This window comes from Andreesenia angusta, assembly GCF_001855385.1.
In the GTDB taxonomy this organism is placed as follows: domain Bacteria; phylum Bacillota; class Clostridia; order Tissierellales; family Gottschalkiaceae; genus Andreesenia; species Andreesenia angusta.
In genome coordinates, this window is the sequence record NZ_MKIE01000001.1 from 1 (window position 1) to 17,293 (window position 17,293).

The 17,293-nt window shown below is 45.5% G+C and carries 12 protein-coding genes, 1 rRNA gene and 1 other annotated feature; of the genes, 1 reads left to right on the forward strand and 12 read right to left on the reverse strand.

What is annotated here, in order from left to right:
• The 3 genes from EUAN_RS00005 to EUAN_RS00015 all read right to left on the reverse strand — a co-directional run.
• A 16S ribosomal RNA gene (locus tag EUAN_RS00005) occupies positions 1-116 on the reverse strand; the annotation flags it as partial.
• A gap of 407 nt (positions 117-523) precedes the next feature.
• Positions 524-1,642, reverse strand: coding sequence for a tetratricopeptide repeat protein (locus EUAN_RS00010; protein ID WP_071060423.1), 1,119 nt, complete (start codon positions 1,640-1,642; stop codon positions 524-526).
• Positions 1,630-3,390, reverse strand: coding sequence for a B12-binding domain-containing radical SAM protein (locus EUAN_RS00015; RefSeq protein WP_071060424.1), 1,761 nt, complete (start codon positions 3,388-3,390; stop codon positions 1,630-1,632). Before EUAN_RS00015 ends, EUAN_RS00010 begins: the two co-directional genes overlap by 13 nt.
• Positions 3,391-3,498: 108 nt before the next feature.
• Between EUAN_RS00015 and EUAN_RS00020 the strand changes: the two genes are divergently transcribed.
• Positions 3,499-3,693 carry a hypothetical protein gene (locus EUAN_RS00020; protein WP_071060426.1) on the forward strand — a complete coding sequence of 65 codons (195 nt, stop codon included), beginning with the start codon at positions 3,499-3,501 and terminating at the stop codon, positions 3,691-3,693.
• A 13-nt stretch (positions 3,694-3,706) separates the two neighbouring features.
• Here EUAN_RS00020 and EUAN_RS00025 read toward each other — a convergent pair whose 3' ends face one another.
• From EUAN_RS00025 to pheS, 9 genes are all read right to left on the reverse strand, one after another.
• Complete coding sequence (locus EUAN_RS00025; protein WP_071060427.1) at positions 3,707-4,684, reverse strand: hypothetical protein; 978 nt, start codon at positions 4,682-4,684, stop codon at positions 3,707-3,709.
• A gap of 9 nt (positions 4,685-4,693) precedes the next feature.
• Positions 4,694-5,830 (reverse strand): DUF4097 family beta strand repeat-containing protein, encoded by a 1,137-nt coding sequence (locus tag EUAN_RS00030; protein ID WP_071060428.1) that lies wholly within the window; start codon positions 5,828-5,830, stop codon positions 4,694-4,696.
• Between the two features lie 52 nt (positions 5,831-5,882).
• Complete coding sequence (argS, locus tag EUAN_RS00035) at positions 5,883-7,583, reverse strand: arginine--tRNA ligase (protein ID WP_071060430.1); 1,701 nt, start codon at positions 7,581-7,583, stop codon at positions 5,883-5,885.
• Between the two features lie 15 nt (positions 7,584-7,598).
• On the reverse strand, positions 7,599-8,051 hold the full coding sequence (locus EUAN_RS00040; protein WP_071060431.1) for a 2-thiouracil desulfurase family protein: 453 nt from the start codon (positions 8,049-8,051) through the stop codon (positions 7,599-7,601).
• 11 nt (positions 8,052-8,062) lie between these two features.
• Complete coding sequence (locus EUAN_RS00045) at positions 8,063-10,438, reverse strand: endonuclease MutS2 (RefSeq protein ID WP_071060434.1); 2,376 nt, start codon at positions 10,436-10,438, stop codon at positions 8,063-8,065.
• Positions 10,439-10,452: 14 nt separating this feature from the next.
• The gene (locus EUAN_RS00050) at positions 10,453-12,894 is read right to left on the reverse strand and encodes a U32 family peptidase (protein WP_071060436.1); all 2,442 of its coding nucleotides are present in this window, start codon (positions 12,892-12,894) and stop codon (positions 10,453-10,455) included.
• A gap of 14 nt (positions 12,895-12,908) precedes the next feature.
• The gene (locus EUAN_RS00055; protein WP_071060437.1) at positions 12,909-13,433 is read right to left on the reverse strand and encodes a cell division protein ZapA; all 525 of its coding nucleotides are present in this window, start codon (positions 13,431-13,433) and stop codon (positions 12,909-12,911) included.
• A gap of 105 nt (positions 13,434-13,538) precedes the next feature.
• Entirely contained in the window at positions 13,539-15,944 is a 2,406-nt protein-coding gene (gene pheT, locus EUAN_RS00060; RefSeq protein ID WP_071060439.1) for a phenylalanine--tRNA ligase subunit beta, read from the reverse strand.
• A 16-nt stretch (positions 15,945-15,960) separates the two neighbouring features.
• Complete coding sequence (pheS, locus tag EUAN_RS00065) at positions 15,961-16,983, reverse strand: phenylalanine--tRNA ligase subunit alpha (protein ID WP_071061148.1); 1,023 nt, start codon at positions 16,981-16,983, stop codon at positions 15,961-15,963.
• 57 nt (positions 16,984-17,040) lie between these two features.
• Positions 17,041-17,261: a binding site (T-box leader), on the reverse strand.
• Positions 17,262-17,293 lie beyond the last annotated feature (32 nt).

The window sequence follows — 17,293 nt, forward strand, 5'->3', positions numbered from 1 at the left end:
GCCGCTAGATCATTCGAATTCCGACCGAAGTTTTCCTTCGAGTTCTCTCGCTCGACTTGCATGTGTTAAGCACGCCGCCAGCGTTCATCCTGAGCCAGGATCAAACTCTCATTTAAAAAGTTTATCTTGGTCAGTCTTGCTGACTGTTTTTTCAGTTTTTTTGGATGTCTGATCATCCGTTAATTTGATCTCCCTTGCGGTCGATCTTAAGGAATTAACTTGCTTTTTACTGTTCAACTTTCAAAGTTCATCGCAGTCGGCGTTTGTTCCCCGCTGACTACTTTATCTACTATATCACAACCAGTTCATGGTGTCAATAGCTTTTTTAAATCTTTTTAACGTTTCTTTAATGCTGTCTTAACTCAACTTGTTTCTCTTTCGCCATCTCTCAGAGACAACTTGCTTATCTTAACACTATCTAGCATGCATGTCAATAGTTTTCTCGTTCTTTTTTTATTTGCAGAGCAGAATACTTCACTGTCTGAATGTTCCGCTCTGCGCCTGATCTCTTTGCAGTATAGCTCTAAGACAATTCTACAGCCTTTTTGCAAGCTATAACTATCTCGTCTTCAGGGTCTATTCTGTAAGCCCTTTCTATATCCGCCTTCGCTTCCTCTAACTGTCCTATCTGAAATTTCGCCATACCTCTATTGCATATTACCTCATGATTTCTAGGCTCTATCTTTATGGCCTCACTGAACATCTCTATGGCCTTTTCAAACTCATACTTAGAGGCATAACAAAGCCCAAGCTCATTCAGGCTGTCTATCTGTCCAGGGTTCAACTCCAGCACTTCTTTAAAGTACTCTATAGCTTCGTCTACTTCCCCTATCTGCCTGTAGCCCAGTCCCAGCATAAAGCTAAGATTCCACCATCCTTCGTGTCTCTGCACAAGCGGAAGCAGTGTCTCTATTCCCTCTACTGCCCTGCCTTCAAGTATCTTGCTGTATCCCTCTTCGTATATCACGTCGTCCTCTGTCGATTCAAGCTGATCTCTCACCTCGTCCAATAGTTCCTTCTCGCGCCCGAAATGAAGGAACTTCTCCCAGTATATCTTGCTCTTTCTGAACTCACTGAAGTGCTTGTAGTAGTAGCCCAGCTTGTAGTATGTTATGGGCCTGTTTTTCGACGCTATCTTCTGCATCTGGAAAAGTGCAGCCTTTAGAAACTCGCTCCCAAGTTTTTTGTCTCCAAGCTCATAGGCTCTCTTCGCCCTCTCCTCCATAGCCACAGCGTAGCTGTATCTGGCATCGTCATCTTCAGGGTTTAGCTCTATATTGGCCCTAAAGCAGATGATCGCATCGTCTATCCGACTCTTCTTCAAGTTCTCTACTCCAAGGTACTTTATATACTCCTCTATCTTGCTGTCGTAGCTGTAAAGTGCCTTCTTGTACTCCTCTGCGTGCACGAACTCAGGATCCACCCCTATCGTATATATCATGCCATCTATCATATTCGAAAACCTGACTTCCTCCTCAGGATTTCCGCTTTTTACTTCCTCTATCAAGCTCTCTGTAAGTATCGGAAGCGGCGTCTCGCTGTAAATCCTGTATCCGTTTACATCTATAGAACTCCCCTCTTTCAGCTCTATAAACGAAAGCTCGCTCGTCTTTTTCTTGAAATACTCCTCTATCCTAGACATCTCATCACCCTTTCCAGCTCATCTTTTATATCCAAAACTCTCGATTTTTGAAGCTCTCTTTCGCTTACACTGTAGTCGAACATATATACAGACTCCAATGGTTCTCCATCCATGCTGTATTTAAACTTTTCAAAGTGAAGCTTTTTATGGAGCTTATTGTAGTCTCGCTCATCTACATCTCCAAAGTACCTGTTCCTCATCTCCTCGTCTCTTAAGAGCAGGTACTTCTCTTCTTTTGACAGCTCGCCAGACTTCCCTCCAAGAAACTCCGGGACATTAGGCGACCTTGTATTCCTTACAAAGTCAAACCTAAGCAGCTCTGTCATCATGTCTATGTCGCTTCCATGCTTTTTTTCGGCAAACTCCTTCAAAAGCTTGTACTGCACCACTTTGCTGTGTGGGCTTTCATAGTGCCCATTCTCTCTCCAGTATTCAGACAGCGCTTCGTAAAACCTAAAAGGCGAGCGGTATATATTTTCAATCATATAGGAAACCGTCTTTTCAAAGTCCTTCTCGTTTCCGTAGACTTCCACCAGCTCCTCTATGTCCTTTATCCTGAGCATATCACTGTAAGGCATATATCTGTTTTCCAGCACTTCATAAGGAGCTCTGTCTATAAACTTGAATCCATGGAGCTCCCTTTCAGCCCTGAGGCTCGAACCCTTTAGCAGCTTCAGAAAGCCGAGCTGAAGTTTCTCTGGCTTAAGACTGTAGACATCGTTGAAAGACTTTTCAAAGCTTCTATAGTCCTCGTGCGGAAGCCCCGCTATCAAGTCGAGATGCAGATGTATATTCTGCAAGCTCCTCAGCTTCGCTACAGACTTTGAAAGCCTCTCAAAGTCTGTAGTCCTGTTTATGGCATCTATCGTCTCGCTGTTTGTAGACTGAACTCCTATCTCGAACTGGACAAGTCCAGGCGGAAGTGTAGACAGCAGTTCCATCATCTCATCATCTAGGAGATGTGCTGTTATTTCAAAGTGGAAGTTCGTATACCCGTTATCATTTTCCAGTATATACCTAAGCACTTCCATAGCATGCGCTTTCTTGGCGTTGAAAGTCCTGTCTATAAACTTGACCTGCTTGACTTTGGCGTCTAAAAACCTCTTTAAATCTCGTTTCACTCTCTCTATGTCGAAAAATCTGACACCTTTTATAGTGGACGAAAGACAGAACTTGCAGTTGAAAGGGCAACCCCTGGAACTTTCGTAGTATATTATCTTGTTCTCGTATTCCTCTAGGTCTCCGCTGTACACGTCTGGAATCTCTGAAAGATCTGCAAGCTCTGTACGAGACGGATTTACGACTGCACAGTCCCCGTCTCTGTAAGTTATTCCCAAGACTGTGCTCAAAGGCTTTTCGCCCCTCAAGGCGACTAGGACCTCAGCAAAGCTTATCTCGCCTTCCCCAGATATCACTATGTCTACAGCGCTGTTTTCGGCTATCAGACTTTCCGTCTCAAAAGAGACTTCAGGTCCCCCAAGTACTATTTTCACATCTGGAAGCAGCATCTTTATGGCCTCCGAGATGCTGAGTATCTCTGAGACATTCCATATATAGACCGAAAACGCCAGCACGTCCGGCATCTTTCTGTATATCTCCCCTATTATATGGTTTATATTTTGGTTTATGGTGTATTCGGCTATCTCTATTTCAACGTCTGTCTCTTTTTCAGCGAAAGCCTTCAAGTATCTCAGTGAGAGCGCCGTGTGTATATATTTTGAATTCAGTGTAGAAAGCAGTACCTTCATATCAATCCTCTTCTCTTTAAATTTATAGTTTTAATTTTAATCGACTTCTACATTTTTTTCAAACTAATGCTATAATATATTGTAACGATCAAAAAGGGAGGGTGTATTTTGCAGGAGTTCGAAAAAATAACTATATCTGAAATATCCAAAAACGATATGCTTATGATATTAGAAGCGCTTGAATATACTGGTATCAACAGCAAGGAAGATGATTTTCTTCAGCTTAGGAATAATATAATAAAAGAACTCAGCGAGCTTGCTGAGTCATCTGAAAATGAATTTATAGAATACTTAAGAGGGTAAAAACGGCAGAGATCTATCTGCCGTTTTTTCTTTTAAAGAACCTGTATACTCCTGTCTTTGTCCCAATATGTCTTATTTCAAAGCTATCCTGCATCTCTACAGATATCAACTCTATCCTGTTCAGCAAGCTGTGGTAGCTCTTTTCCCCTAACTCCATGCTGAATATATCCGGTTCTATATATTCTTTTATCTCTATCTGCTCGGGATCTATCCAACCCTTTCTAAGCTTCCAGATATATCTGGCCATGATCTCAGAAAATCTATCTGTGTCAGCATCGTCTTTTCCGTGCTTGATAGCTGTAAAAGCTTCAAATATAGTTTCCTCTTCATCTACTTCTCCTTCTAGCAGTCCGTGCAGAGTGTCCACGTAAGGATATTTCTCTGTGCTGTTCCCAGAGAGCTTGCCGAGTAGTTCAATCCTGCTTCTCTCAAACTCGACTACATACCTTGTCCTAGATTCGTTCAGTTCCAGTTTAAGTAGTTTTGCATCCAGTATATCCTCTTTCAGAGAAAGCTTCACTACGGCCTCTCTTGAAAACTCTTTAATACGGTCAGGACTTTCCGAGTTGAACAGATGACCTAGAAACGCGCCCATATATGATGATTGAACTATCTGTTCGCTGTTTCCTGTGAAATAAGCCGTGTTTTTAAGCGACTCTTCCACTATGCCTTCCACCGATTCGTTGGCTAAAGCTATGGCCAAAACTCTGAAAGCTATGCTCTCGTCTTCCGCCTTCCAGTAGCTTTCATAATCGCCTTTGATTGCATCCATAACAGCCCGATTTCCGCCATGCCTATAGTCTCTCCATAGCTCAAGCTCTTTTTGAAATCTAACATAGTCCACTTTGTTCGTTCCGCTTTCACGGTCGGGGACCATAGACTTTAATACTACGAGAAAAAGCTCTACTTCATAAGACCAGAAGCCTGAATCCATCTTTCCTCTTTTAAACCCTCTAGAAATGATTTGTTTCAGCTCTTCTTCTTTCATCATCTACCGCCTCTATTCAAAATTTATATCGCCCATCTCCATATTCACCTCTATAGGTATCTCCGTGTTTCCAACTCTTCCTTCTGCTCTTTCTCCGGATATGTTCAGTCCAGGAACTCCCTTGAACTTGCCCATATCCAGTTCGCCAAATTTGACTTTTACATCGAATTTCCCTGTCTGGCTTGAAGGTAGGTCTATGGATATATCCGAGTAGCTTCCATCTACCTTTAATCCAGCTTGCGTCGCCTTGGAGTTGTATATATCAAGGTCAGAGTATGTGACCTTTGAAACTATCTTGCCGCTTACATTTTTGACTTCCATATCCCCGTAGTTGGAATTGGCCTCTACATTTCCCTGAACTCCGTCTATGCTTATATCTGTGTAGTTTCCGCTCACACTGTAGTCTCCGTCTAAGTTTGAAATATACAGTTCTCCGTAGTTAGCCTTTGTCTCGGAGCTTTTGAGCTTCAAGTCTCGCAAGCTGAGGCTCGAGTAAGAAACATCTGTAGAAATAGCTTCCACTCCTTCCGGAACGTAGACTCTGTAGCTTATATCCTCTATCCCTATTTCTTGGAGCTTCTCTATTTCCCTCTTGTTGTAAGATATCTCGAGTGTATCTCCATTTTTTCTGACAGATACAAAGTCCTCAAGCTTCAGGTTTGAGCTTCCTTCGTCGTTGTATCTGTAGTTAACTCTGCCCTCTATCTTAACCGTTTCTCCGTCAGCTCTTAGCACTTCCACGTCAGAGTATGCAGTGTCCAGTTTCAGCTTGCTTCCCACTTCCGACTCTATGCTTCCGTCTACTTCTCTTCCGTATCTGTACCTGGCTTCGTTTATTATGTTTAAATTGGGCATATCTATGTTCATCATATTGCCTTCAAATATCCTGAACGTAAAGAGGACTCCTCCGACTACAAGCGCTATCATCACAGTCAAGACTATGCTCCCTATGTCAGCCTTCACTTGATAACCCTTCTTCTCGTAGTAAGCTTTAGACACCAGTATCTCAAGCCCAAGCACTATAAGGGCAGCCGGTATATAGACCTCCAGTATCTCAAGCACATCTATTCTTGTCCTAAATAGCAGCACCACCCCTAGAAATATAAGTGTAAGTGCCAGAGTTATCTTTCCAACTTTCTTAGTATTCAAAGTGCTCACCCCCATTATGTTTAAAGGTGGAGGCAAATGCCACCACCCCTTTTTACATTTTTTCTGGAGCCTCTATTCCAAGCAAATACAGTCCAGTCTTGAGTACAGACGCCACTGAATCCACCACTAGAAGCCTTGCAGCCTTTGTCTCTTCATCCGCCGAAAGTATAGGGCACTCATGGTAGAACTTGTTGAAGCTCTGAGCAAGGTCCACTATATGCCTAGCTATGAAAGAAGGCTCGTTCTTCTCCATGGCTGCTACAACTGTCTCTGGGAAGCTTTGAAGCATCCTGATCACGTCTGCTGAGTCGTTGTCGGCTATTTTAGAGTAGTCTACATCCTGGCTTATCTCCGCGCCGGCCTTTCTAAGCACGCTCTTGGCCCTTACATGTGTGTACTGAACGTAAGGACCTGTCTCGCCTTCAAAGCTCAGCATCCTGTCCCAGTTGAAAACCACGTCTTTTATCTTGCCGTTGCTTAAATCGTTGAATATCACAGCCCCTATGCCTATCTGCCTAGCTGTCTCCTCCTGGTTCTCTAGCTCAGGGTTCTTCTCTGTTATAAGCTCTCTTACCTTCTCTATGGACTTGCTCAGCAGCTCGTCTAGGAGTATTACATTTCCCTTTCTCGTCTGGAGCTTGCCTTCCTCTGTACTGACCCTTCCAAAAGGTGTGTGTATAAGCTTATCAGCCCATTCGTATCCCATAAGCTCTATAACCTTGAACCACTGCTGGAAGTGGAGGTTCTGGGCGTAGTCTGTTATATAGATGGCCTTTTCAAAGTCGAAAGTCTCTTTTCTGTAGAGCGCCGCCGTTATGTCTCTAGTGGCATATATAGTAGTTCCGTCGCTCTTGACTATAAGGCAAGGCGGCATATTGTACTCCTCTAGATCCACCACAAGCGCACCTTCGCTCTCCTTTGCGACTCCCTTTTCCTTCATAAGTTCTATGGCCGCTTCCATCTTGTCTTCGTAGAAGCTTTCGCCTGTGTAGTAGTCGAACTTCACGTCTAGAAGCTTGTAGATTCTCTCGAATTCCTCAAGGCTCATGTCCACAAACCACTTCCAGATTCGCTTGGCCTCCTCGTCTCCGTCTTCGAGTTTCTTGAACCAGGCTCTGCCCTCATCTTCAAGCTCCGGAGTCTTTTCGCACTCGTCGTGGAACTTGACGTACAGCGCCTGAAGCGCTTTTATAGGCTCTTTCTTTATGGCCTCGTCGTCTCCCCACTTCTTGTAGGCGCAGATCATCTTTCCAAACTGAGTTCCCCAGTCCCCTAGGTGGTTTATTCCTATGGCGTTGTATCCCAAATGCTTGTATATCCTGTAGAGCGAGTTTCCTATGACTGTAGACCTTAGATGTCCTACGTGGAACGACTTGGCTATATTAGGCGATGAATAGTCTATGACTATGTTCTTTCCAGAGCCCATCTCGCTCTTTCCAAAACTATCTTTTTTGTCGTGCACTTCCTTCAGTACAGTCTCAGCCAGAAGCTCTCTGTTTACAAAGAAATTGATATAGCCTCCCACGTTTTCGACTTTCCCGAAGTAGTCAGACTCCCCAAGCTCTTTGGCCAGCTCCTCGGCTATTATGTTAGGTGACTTTCTCATAGCCTTTGCAAACCTAAAGCAAGGCAGTGCGTAGTCTCCCAGGTCGTAGTTAGGTGGCACCTCTATGCTGCTCTCTATATCCGAAGGCTCCACACCTTCCACTTTTTCGCTTATCATCTCAACTATGGCTTTTTTAAAATCTATCAAAATATCTTCCTCCTCTTAAATGTAGCTTCGACTTTTGAAGTTCTTGCTCAGAAGCTCCATGTCCCTTTCGCTGTAAAGGTCTATCCCGTTTTGCTCTAGTATATCGGCCGTAATGCCTCGCCCTATCTTCAGCACTCCGCTGAAAGTTCCATCATATATCTCGTATATGCCGCAGGAAGGGCTTTTGCTCTTGAGTATGGCCTTTGTTACGCCACGCTCTTTGGCTATTTCCAGAGTATTCTTGGCGCCCAACAGGAACTCCTCTGTGCAGTCTGTTCCGTCTTTTGAAACCACTCTGGAGCCCACTATCTCGCATGGGACTCTCGGTGTAGGCAATCCGCCCAGCTCCTCCGGGCATGCTTCCACGTAGTCCACACGCTTGCTGAACTCCACTGTGTTGGAGTCGTAATTGCTCTCCCCGTTGTACTTGCATTTTTTACCTAGCAAGCAAGCGCTTATAAGATACATAAAATCACTCCCTATTTAAGTTCAACTACAGTGACTCCCATTCCGCCTTCTCCATAAGCTCCCATCCTCTGGCTTCTCACATGCCTGTGCTTCTTGAGCATCTTCTCTATTCCGGTTCTAAGGGCACCTGTGCCTTTTCCGTGTATTATGGTCACTTCCTTGAGTCCAGACATATATGCGTCGTCTAGATACTTGTCCACCTCTATGCTGGCCTCTTCTATGTTCTGCCCTCTTATGTCTATCTCAGGCTTGAGATCCCTAGACTTGTTCTTTATCATGCTCTTGGCGTAGTTGCTCGTCTCTGTCTTAGTCTTTTTACTAGATCTCTCTATCGTGTTTAGGGGCACAGTTATCTTCATAACCCCGATTTGAACCTGCACGTTTCCATCGCTGTCAACTCCCGACAGGACAGTCCCGTCCTGATTGAACGAAAGCACTCTGACTTCCTCTCCGACCTTCACCTCTTTAAGCGGCTTGGCGGAGACTTTGGAGATTATCTTCTCTGTTATACCTGAGTCTATCTTGTTCAGCCCAGATTTCAGCTTCTCTTTGGCGTTTTCAAGCTTGTTTCTCTTCTCCTGCTCTATCTCATCCCAGACTTCTCTTATATCCTTTAAGGCGGTGTCTGACTGAGACTTCGCATTTGAAAGTATCCTCTTGGCCTCTCTCTTGGCCTCTATTAGAATCGCATCCCTAGAGCTCTCCAGTTTTTGCTTCTGCTCAGCGAGCTCTCTCTTCAGCTTCTCCACTTCTTCTCTCTGCTTCGTACTCTCTTCTTTGGCTTTTTCAGCTTCCCTTCTGTCATGCTCCAGATTCGAGAGTATATCCTCAAACTCTATGTCCTCTTTGGATATAAGCTCCTTGGCCTTGTCTATTATATAGTCTCCAAGTCCAAGCCTTCTGGATATCTCGAAGGCATTTGACTTTCCAGGAACCCCTATAAGCAGCCTGTAAGTAGGCCTAAGAGTCTCCACGTCGAATTCGACCGAGGCGTTTTCCACACCTTCAGTCGAGAGAGCGTAGAGTTTTAGCTCGCTGTAGTGTGTAGTCGCCAGCGTCCTTATCCCTCTTTGGCGGAGGTGCTCAAGTATCGATATGGCAAGAGCGGCCCCCTCTGTCGGGTCCGTTCCGGCTCCCAGCTCGTCAAATAGCACAAGCGAGTTGTACTCTAGATTGTCCAGCATATCGACTATATTGGTCATATGTGAGGAGAAAGTACTGAGGCTCTGCTCTATACTCTGCTCGTCTCCTATGTCTGCAAACACGTTCTTGAATATACCCACGGTGCTTCCGTGGTTTGCAGGTATCTGAAGCCCCGACTGCACCATCAGCGTCAGAAGCCCTACAGTCTTAAGCGTGACCGTCTTTCCACCGGTGTTAGGACCGGTTATGACAACCGTGCTTAGTCCGTTCCCTATGTGGAAGTTGGTAGGCACGACCTCTTTGTCGCTCAGAAGCGGATGCCTCGCCTCCTTCAGTTCTATAAAACCTTCCGCGTTGACAAGAGGCCTTACACCTCTCATGTCAAGCGAGAGCTTTCCCTTTGCGAACACGAAGTCTACCTGGGCCAGTATCTTGAGGTTGGACTTGAGGTCGAACGCTACCTCTCCGACACTTGCAGAGAGCTCGGTGAGTATCCTCTCTATCTCGGCCTGCTCTTTCAGCTTTTGCTCTTTCAGCTCGTTGTTCAAATTCACTATCTCCATAGGCTCTATAAATAGCGTAGCCCCGCTTGAAGACTGGTCGTGGATTATCCCCTTGAACTCGGACCTGTACTCCTGCTTTACAGGCACAACATACCTGCCCTCTCTTATTGTTATGATCGCATCTTGAAGGTATTTTCTGTGGTGTTGCGAGTTGACTATAGAGTTCAGCTTTGACCTGATCCCGTCGTTCTTGGCCTTTATCTGCCTTCTTATATTCTTCAGAAGAGGGCTTGCGCTGTCCGATATCTCCTCTTCTCCCACTATGGCGTTCTCTATCTCCGACTCCAAGTCTCTGTATATGGCAAGCTCGGATACAAGCGCCTTCACGTAGTCTATCTCCACTTCCTCCATGCCGTCTTTGAAGAGAAAGTTTCTTATATTTCTAGAGGCTCTGAGTGTTCCGCCGACTCTCATAAGTCCTCTTGGAGAAAGCACCCCTCCTTTTTCTGCAAGGTTTAGCTCTGCGCTTACATCGCTTATCCCGCCCATAGGAGGCGATCCTCTCTTTACAAGCACTTTTACTGCTTCGTCCGTCTCCCTTTGAAGCTTCTCCACCGAATCCAGTTCAGTTTGTGGCGCCATCTTGGCTATTATATCTTTTCCCAGTGAAGACTCCGCCTTCTGGGACAGCTTCTCTATTATCTTGTAGTACTCAAGTACTCTAAGCGTCTTTTCTCTCATAAAATTCTCCTTAACTAAATCGTTCCTCTAAAGTAATGGCCTTTTGTGAATGCGGCCTTGTCCCCTAGCTCCTCCTTGTACCTCTCTACACTCTGTCTGTCAGCCACGCCTTCCAATGCGCTGTGGTAGATATCCAGTATCTCCGAGATTTCTTCTCTCTCGTCTGTAAAGTCAAGCCTTGCATAGCTTATCTCTGCACTTTCGAGCTTTCCTATATGCTCCGGTATGAAGAGCCTCTGTCCGTTGTATATTGTGGTTATGTCTTTCACTCTCTGAATCTTGAACTTCATGTTTTTTCTGTCCGAAAGCTCATAGCCTGATTTGAACTCGCATCTCTCGCAGTCCCTGTTGCTTCCGCATTTCTTCACAAGCGACATAGGGCAGTGCACCATGGTCATAAGCGGAAGATAGCCGTAGACTATGGCCTCGTACTCAAACCCGTAGCTCTCTGTGAGCTCTTCTATCTCCTTGAAGTTGAGCTCTGGAGATATCGTCACGCCAGAAGCCCCGAAGCGCTCAAGGTACTTTGCAGACTCGGAGTTGAACACGTTAAGCCCAAGGTCGGTGCAGAGTCCCATGCCAGGCATTTCAGAGCTTACAAACTCAAGAGCGCCTATGTTTCCGCACATAACGCCATCTATACTTTCACCTAGCTTCGATAAATTCTGTTTAAGAGATTTAAATTCCGAATCTCTGACTATTCTGTCCGTGTAGACATAGACCTCCACGCCTTCCGACTTCAGCTCTTTGGCCACCGACTCCGTGCCTTCCTCTATGGGTAAGTAAACCCTCGAGAGCTTTTCGCAGTCAAGATACTTGGCCTGAGACAGCTTTCCAAGCTTTGCAGACAGCTTTGTGCCAGAGTAGCTGTGTTCTTTGAATTCGTATCCGTCAAAAGGATTTACAGCATCCCTTTGCCTATTCTCAAGCTTGATTCTTCTGCTGTCCAGCTCCTCTGAAAGCTTTCTTCTGAGCTCGTTTAGCACGCTCAGCGGAAGGAAAGAGCCATCTTGGAGCGAAAGCTCTAAGCTCTTCATCTCGTAGTCGCTGTTTCCGAACTTCCCTATCTGCTCTGTGACCTTCTCTTTTGTAAGGCTGCTCTTCACACCTAGCTCTGCCAATCTGTCAGCTTCTACAGTCACTAGCTCTCCACCGTATACAGTCTTTAGCACTGGTCTTTCTCCTATGGCTATTTCAAGCTCCAGGTCCAGCCCCAGCTTCTCCTGCTCTATATCCTGGAAAGTCTCCTTGGCCCTGTCTGCGAGCTTCTTGTCGTATATCTTGTAGAGCTTGTCTCCAGACGACACCTTTGCATAGAGGTCTAGCGCCACAATCTCGCCCTTTGACGCGCTCTCTATGGCCTTTCTCTTCATGTATATCCTGTCCACAGTTGCGGACTTGCTCTCTCCTGATCCGTTGTCTATGCCAAGTCCATCCTGAAGGGCCACGTCTGTCTCAAGCTTTACAGTGACATTCCGCCCCTGCACCGACAGCGCCTCCCCAAGGTAAATCCCTCTGTTGCTGGGCTTCTCTATCGATATGAAACTCTCTCCGAAGTCTCCTCCTAGAAGCCCTTTTGTAAATCCCCTGTTGAACATCTGGGCCAGTTCATGATTGTCCTCTGCACTTGCAGTCTCGCCGTTTCCAGCTATATATGAGTCTATCGCCTTTCTGTACTTGGATACAACTATCGCCACATACTCCGGCTTTTTCATCCTGCCTTCGATTTTAAACGACTTTACTCCAATATCTATAAGCCTGCCTATGTCTTCTAGCGTATTCAAATCCTTGGGGCTCAGCAGATATTCTCCGCTCGCCTCTAGATGCTTTCCATCCCGGCTTCTCTCAATTGAAAAAGGCATCCTGCAAGTCTGGGCGCAAGTACCCCTGTTCCCGCTTCTGCCCCCTATCATGCTGCTCATAAGGCACTGTCCTGAGTAGGATACGCATAGCGCACCGTGCACAAATACCTCTAGCTCCAAGTCGGTCTTCTCCGCTATCTCCGATATCTCGTTATAAGAGAGCTCTCTTGCCAGAACTACTCTAGAGCATCCAGCACTTTTAAGATTGGCCACGCCGTAGCTGTTGTGCACAGTCATCTGGGTGCTTGCATGCACCGGAAAGTCCGGGTATCTCTCTTTCACAAGCTTCAAAAGCCCCAGATCCTGGACTATAATTGCATCTATCCCCATTTCGTAGAGGGACTTTAAATAGTCGTCCACGTCTTTAAGCTCTTCCTGCTTTAGAGATATGTTCATGGTTACGTAGATTCTGACACCTCTCTTATGGGCGTACCTGACTGCCTCCTCAAGCTCTTCTTCACCAAAATTGGAAGCGTACTGTCTTGCATTGAAGCATCTTCCTCCCAAATACACGGCATCTGCACCGTTTTCAACTGCGGCCTTAAGCGCATCCATACTTCCCGCCGGTGCCAGTAACTCCACTTTATTTACCATTCTATCTCTCCTCACTATTGCCTTTCCTTAAGCTCTTTCTTGAGCTTTTCCTTCTCCATCTGCTCTTTGAACAGCTTGTCCTGCAGCTCTTTTATTCTGCTCTCGCTGCTTTCAACCTCACTGCTCTTTATGCTCACTGTCTGCTCATACTCTGCGACTTTTTTAGATAGCTTCTCAACCTCTCTTTTGGAGTGTATTAGCTCGTCTTTCATTCCATCTGTATCCGCTTTCAACTTGGCGTACAGTTCGTTTATCTCCAAAAGTTCGGCTCTGTATTTTTCACAGTTCTCTATAGGCTCCTTGGACTCACTTCTAAACTGCTCCAGCGCTTCCTTCTCTTTATAAAAATTGTCAGCTATATTGAACGCCGCAAGTATGTACGCCATATTCCTGCTTAACTTTGTGTTTTTGGCGAGTATCTCACCTATGTTCTCATCTACGTATCTCGCTAATTCCACCACATATTCTTCAGCTTCTGTACTGACCACAGTAAATTCCTGGTCGTTTATCTTAACTAGAACTCTTTTCTTGTCGGCCATAGTATCTCTCCTCATTTTCATGTGCTCTCGCATATCGTTATATATCTATTATAGCTTTTAAAGGCCCAAAAGTTAAGCTAAAAGACGATCCGAAGATCGTCTTATTTATTTTCTAAGGCTTATATTCAGTTTTGACTCCAGTTCAGAGAGTATCTTTTCGTGAACAGGCAGTATCTCCTCGTCTGTAAGCGTCTTCTCTTCCGACCTGTAGACTATAGAGTAGGCTATGCTCTTCTTGCCGCTTTCTATCTGGTCTCCTGTATATACGTCGAAAAGCTTGACTTCCTCCACGAGTGCTCCTCCGTTTTCATTTATAACTCTCTCTATATCCCCAACAGCAAGGTCCTCGTCAGCCAGCAGCGCTATATCCCTGCTTATAGAAGGGTATTTTGGAAGCGGCTTGTACTTCTTGCTTCTGTCTGATAGATAGAAAAGCCTGTCAAAGTCTAGCTCTGCAATATAGGCTCTCTCCTTCATCTCGTAGTTTTCAAGCACTTCCGGATGAACCTCTCCCATAGTTCCAAGCAGATACTCCTCGCACACTATGCAGGCAGTTCTTCCAGGGTGGAAGCTAGGGTTGTTCTCCTCTCTCACTATTTCGGCGTGATTTATGCCCATGTACTCGAGTATGTTTTCAACTATGCCCTTGAGCGTAAAGAAGTCCGCATCGTCACCGTACATCCCTATAGAGAGTATCTTCTTCTCTTTAGGCAGTGTCACTACAGGAATTTCGTTTGGTACGAAAGTGTTTCCTATTTCGCAGGTCATCATGCTCTCCACTCCACGCTTGTAGTTTCTCGAAAGCACGTCTAGTGCATTTCCCATAAGCGTAGTTCTCATCACGCTGTAGTCCTCTCCTAGAGGGTTTCTAAGCGTTACGTAGTTTCTCATTATGCTGTGCTCAGATATTCTAAGCTTGTCGTAGACTTTAGGGCTTATAAAAGAGTAAGTCATTATCTCGTAAAGTCCCATGCCCACAAGCAGGTCTTTTACATCTCCTTCAAAGCTTCTCTTGCATGTCTTCTTACCTCTGCTCAGCACTCCCTCTAGAGGCTTGGACTCTATATTTTCAAAGCCGTATACTCTGGCTATTTCCTCTACTATGTCCACATCTATGGCTATATCGCCTCTGAAAGTAGGTATCTTAGACAATACATCTCCTGATTCAACACTTGACTCTATCTCGAGGTAATTCAGTATCTCCACTATCCTCTCCTCAGACAGTTCCTTTCCAAGCAGTCCGTTTATCTTCTCTACAGACACTCTTATCTCTCTCTCTGAAGGAAGCTCTCCGCCTTGGTCGTAAGCTCCGGCCACAACAGTTCCAGCTCCTATCTCCTCTACAAGATGGCATACCCTCTCGCACGCAAGCTTTGAGATATTAGGGTCAAGACCTTTCTCGAACTTCGAAGAAGCTTCTGTTCTAAGGCCTATCTTCTTAGAAGTCAGCCTTATGTTCTTAGAGTCGAAGCTCGCCGACTCCACCAGTATAGAAGTCGTCTCAGGAGTGACCTCACTGTCAAGCCCGCCCATAATTCCGGCTATAGCAACAGGCCCTTCACCGTCGTTTATAAGCAACATAGAGCTGTCCAACTTTCTCTCAACTCCGTCTAGAGTCTTGAACACCGTTCCGTCCTCAGCTCTCTTGACCACTATCTTGTTTCCACGCAAGCTGTTTAGGTCGAAGGCGTGAAGTGGCTGTCCAAGCTCCACCATCACATAGTTGGTTATGTCCACTATGTTGTTTGTAGGCCTTATTCCGGCCTCCATAAGCCTTGTCTGCATCCACATAGGAGATGGCCCTATCTTTACGTCTTTTATCACTTTGGCGTAGTATCTCTTGCAGTTCTCCGAATCCTCGACTTCCACTCCACCGAAGTAGTCCTCTATGCTTCCCTCTTCGCTTTTAAGCTCTGCTGAAGGCATAGTGATGTTTCTGCCTATAGAAGCTCCAGTCTCTCTCGCCATTCCAACTATGCTGAAGCAGTCAGGTCTGTTAGGCGTGATCTCGAACTCTATCACTTCCTCTGAAAGGTTCATGACCTCTCTTATGTCGAGTCCTAGCTCGTAAGCCTGGTCCAGTATAAATATTCCGTCTTTCTGCTCTTTTGGAACTACGCTGTCGTCGATTCCAAGCTCGTCTGCCGAGCAGAGCATCCCGTAAGAAGCTATCCCTCTAAGCTTTCCCTTCTTTATCTTGAGTCCGTCAGGCAGTTTCGCTCCTACAAGCGCCACCGGCACGTAGTCTCCTTCGCTTACATTGCTCGCCCCAGTGACTATCTGTACAGCCTCGTCCTCACCTACATCTATCTTGGTTACAACTAGCTTGTCTGCGTCTGGGTGTTTTTCTATCTCGAGTATTTTTCCAACTACTACCTTCTCTACTCCCTTGTCCACTTTCTCTATGGCCTCTACGTGAGAGCCAGAAGAGTTCAGCTTGTCCGCCAACTCCCTTATATCTATGCCGTCTATGTCTACATAGTCCTTCATCCATTTAACAGGTACTAACATTCCTATTCCTCCTCTTCTAGAACTGCTGCAAGAATCTCTTGTCGTTTTCGAATAGCAGTCTTATGTTGTTTATTCCGTACTTGACCATGGCTATTCTGTCTAGTCCAAGTCCGAATGCAAATCCGCTGTACTCTTCAGGGTCTATCCCACAGTTTCTAAGCACTTTAGGGTGAACCATTCCACAGCCTAGAAGCTCCATGCTCCATCCTGTTCCTCCGCAAGATTCGCAGCCCTTTCCAAGGCATTTAAAGCAAGCCACGTCCACCTCTACGCTTGGCTCTGTAAACGGGAAGTAATGTGGTCTGAACCTCGTCTCCAGCTGATTTCCAAATATCTCTCTTATAAAGAGGTCTATAGTGTGCTTTAAGTTGGCTACATTCACGTGCTTGTCCACCACAAGCCCCTCTAGCTGATGGAACATAGGCGAGTGAGTGTCGTCGACTGCGTCGAATCTGAAAGTCCTTCCAGTCGAAACTATCCTGATAGGAGGCTTTCTGTTCTCCATAGCCCTTATCTGCACCGAAGATGTATGCGTTCTGAGCAGTATGTTGTCAGTTATATAGAAAGTGTCGCTCTCGTCTCTTGAAGGATGGTCTTCAGGGGAGTTCAGAGCGTCGAAGTTGTTGTAGACAGTCTCTATCTCAGGCCCGTCCACTATGTCGAATCCCATAGTCATAAATATGTTTTCAAGCTCCTCTATGCTCTTTAAAAGAGGGTGTTTCTTCCCGCTTGCAACTTTCTTGCCAGGCATTGTGATGTCTATCTTCTCGGCCTTGAACTGGGCCTCTCTCACTCTCTGCTTAAGTTCCTCTTTCAGTTCCTCTATCCTGTTCTCTATGGCCTCTCTGACCTCGTTGGCTACCTGACCTATAACAGGTCTCTCCTCTTTAGATAGAGCTCCCATGCCTCTTAAGACCCCTGTAAGCTCTCCTTTTTTTCCAAGGTACTGTACTCTTATCTGGTCTAGCTCGTTTAAGTCGCAAACTTTGGCCAGCTTTTCAAGTGCAATATCCTGTATCTCTTTTAACTGTTGTTTCATTTTTTTCGCTCCTTTCTCTTTATAGATAAATATAAGCACAAAAAAACCTCGTCTCCTAAAAGGGACGAAGTCTTCCGCGGTACCACCCTAATTACTCTTGATATATCTTAAGTAAGTCTCTCTTCGTTTAACGGCTTTGCCGGCACAGGCCTACTCCCTTTTCAGCCCGGCAGTTCAGGAGTGAAATTTCCAAGAAGTCTTTAAGCGCAATTCCAGCCTAGTTGCACTTTCTCTGATCTGGTCCATCTCCTTGTACTTATCTCCATCGTAACTTTTGTGTATGCTCTTTTCAGTTGAATTATATCACAGT

Excerpts from the sequence above, each read along its gene's own strand:
- pheS (WP_071061148.1), bottom strand. The coding sequence starts at position 16,983 with ATGAAACAACAGTTAAAAGAGATACAGGATATTGCACTTGAAAAGCTG.
- EUAN_RS00025 (WP_071060427.1), bottom strand. The coding sequence starts at position 4,684 with ATGATGAAAGAAGAAGAGCTGAAACAAATCATTTCTAGAGGGTTTAAA.
- EUAN_RS00040 (WP_071060431.1), bottom strand. The coding sequence starts at position 8,051 with ATGTATCTTATAAGCGCTTGCTTGCTAGGTAAAAAATGCAAGTACAAC.
- EUAN_RS00045 (WP_071060434.1), bottom strand. The coding sequence starts at position 10,438 with ATGAGAGAAAAGACGCTTAGAGTACTTGAGTACTACAAGATAATAGAG.
- EUAN_RS00010 (WP_071060423.1), bottom strand. The coding sequence starts at position 1,642 with ATGTCTAGGATAGAGGAGTATTTCAAGAAAAAGACGAGCGAGCTTTCG.
- EUAN_RS00055 (WP_071060437.1), bottom strand. The coding sequence starts at position 13,433 with ATGGCCGACAAGAAAAGAGTTCTAGTTAAGATAAACGACCAGGAATTT.
- EUAN_RS00050 (WP_071060436.1), bottom strand. The coding sequence starts at position 12,894 with ATGGTAAATAAAGTGGAGTTACTGGCACCGGCGGGAAGTATGGATGCG.
- EUAN_RS00015 (WP_071060424.1), bottom strand. The coding sequence starts at position 3,390 with ATGAAGGTACTGCTTTCTACACTGAATTCAAAATATATACACACGGCG.
- pheT (WP_071060439.1), bottom strand. The coding sequence starts at position 15,944 with ATGTTAGTACCTGTTAAATGGATGAAGGACTATGTAGACATAGACGGC.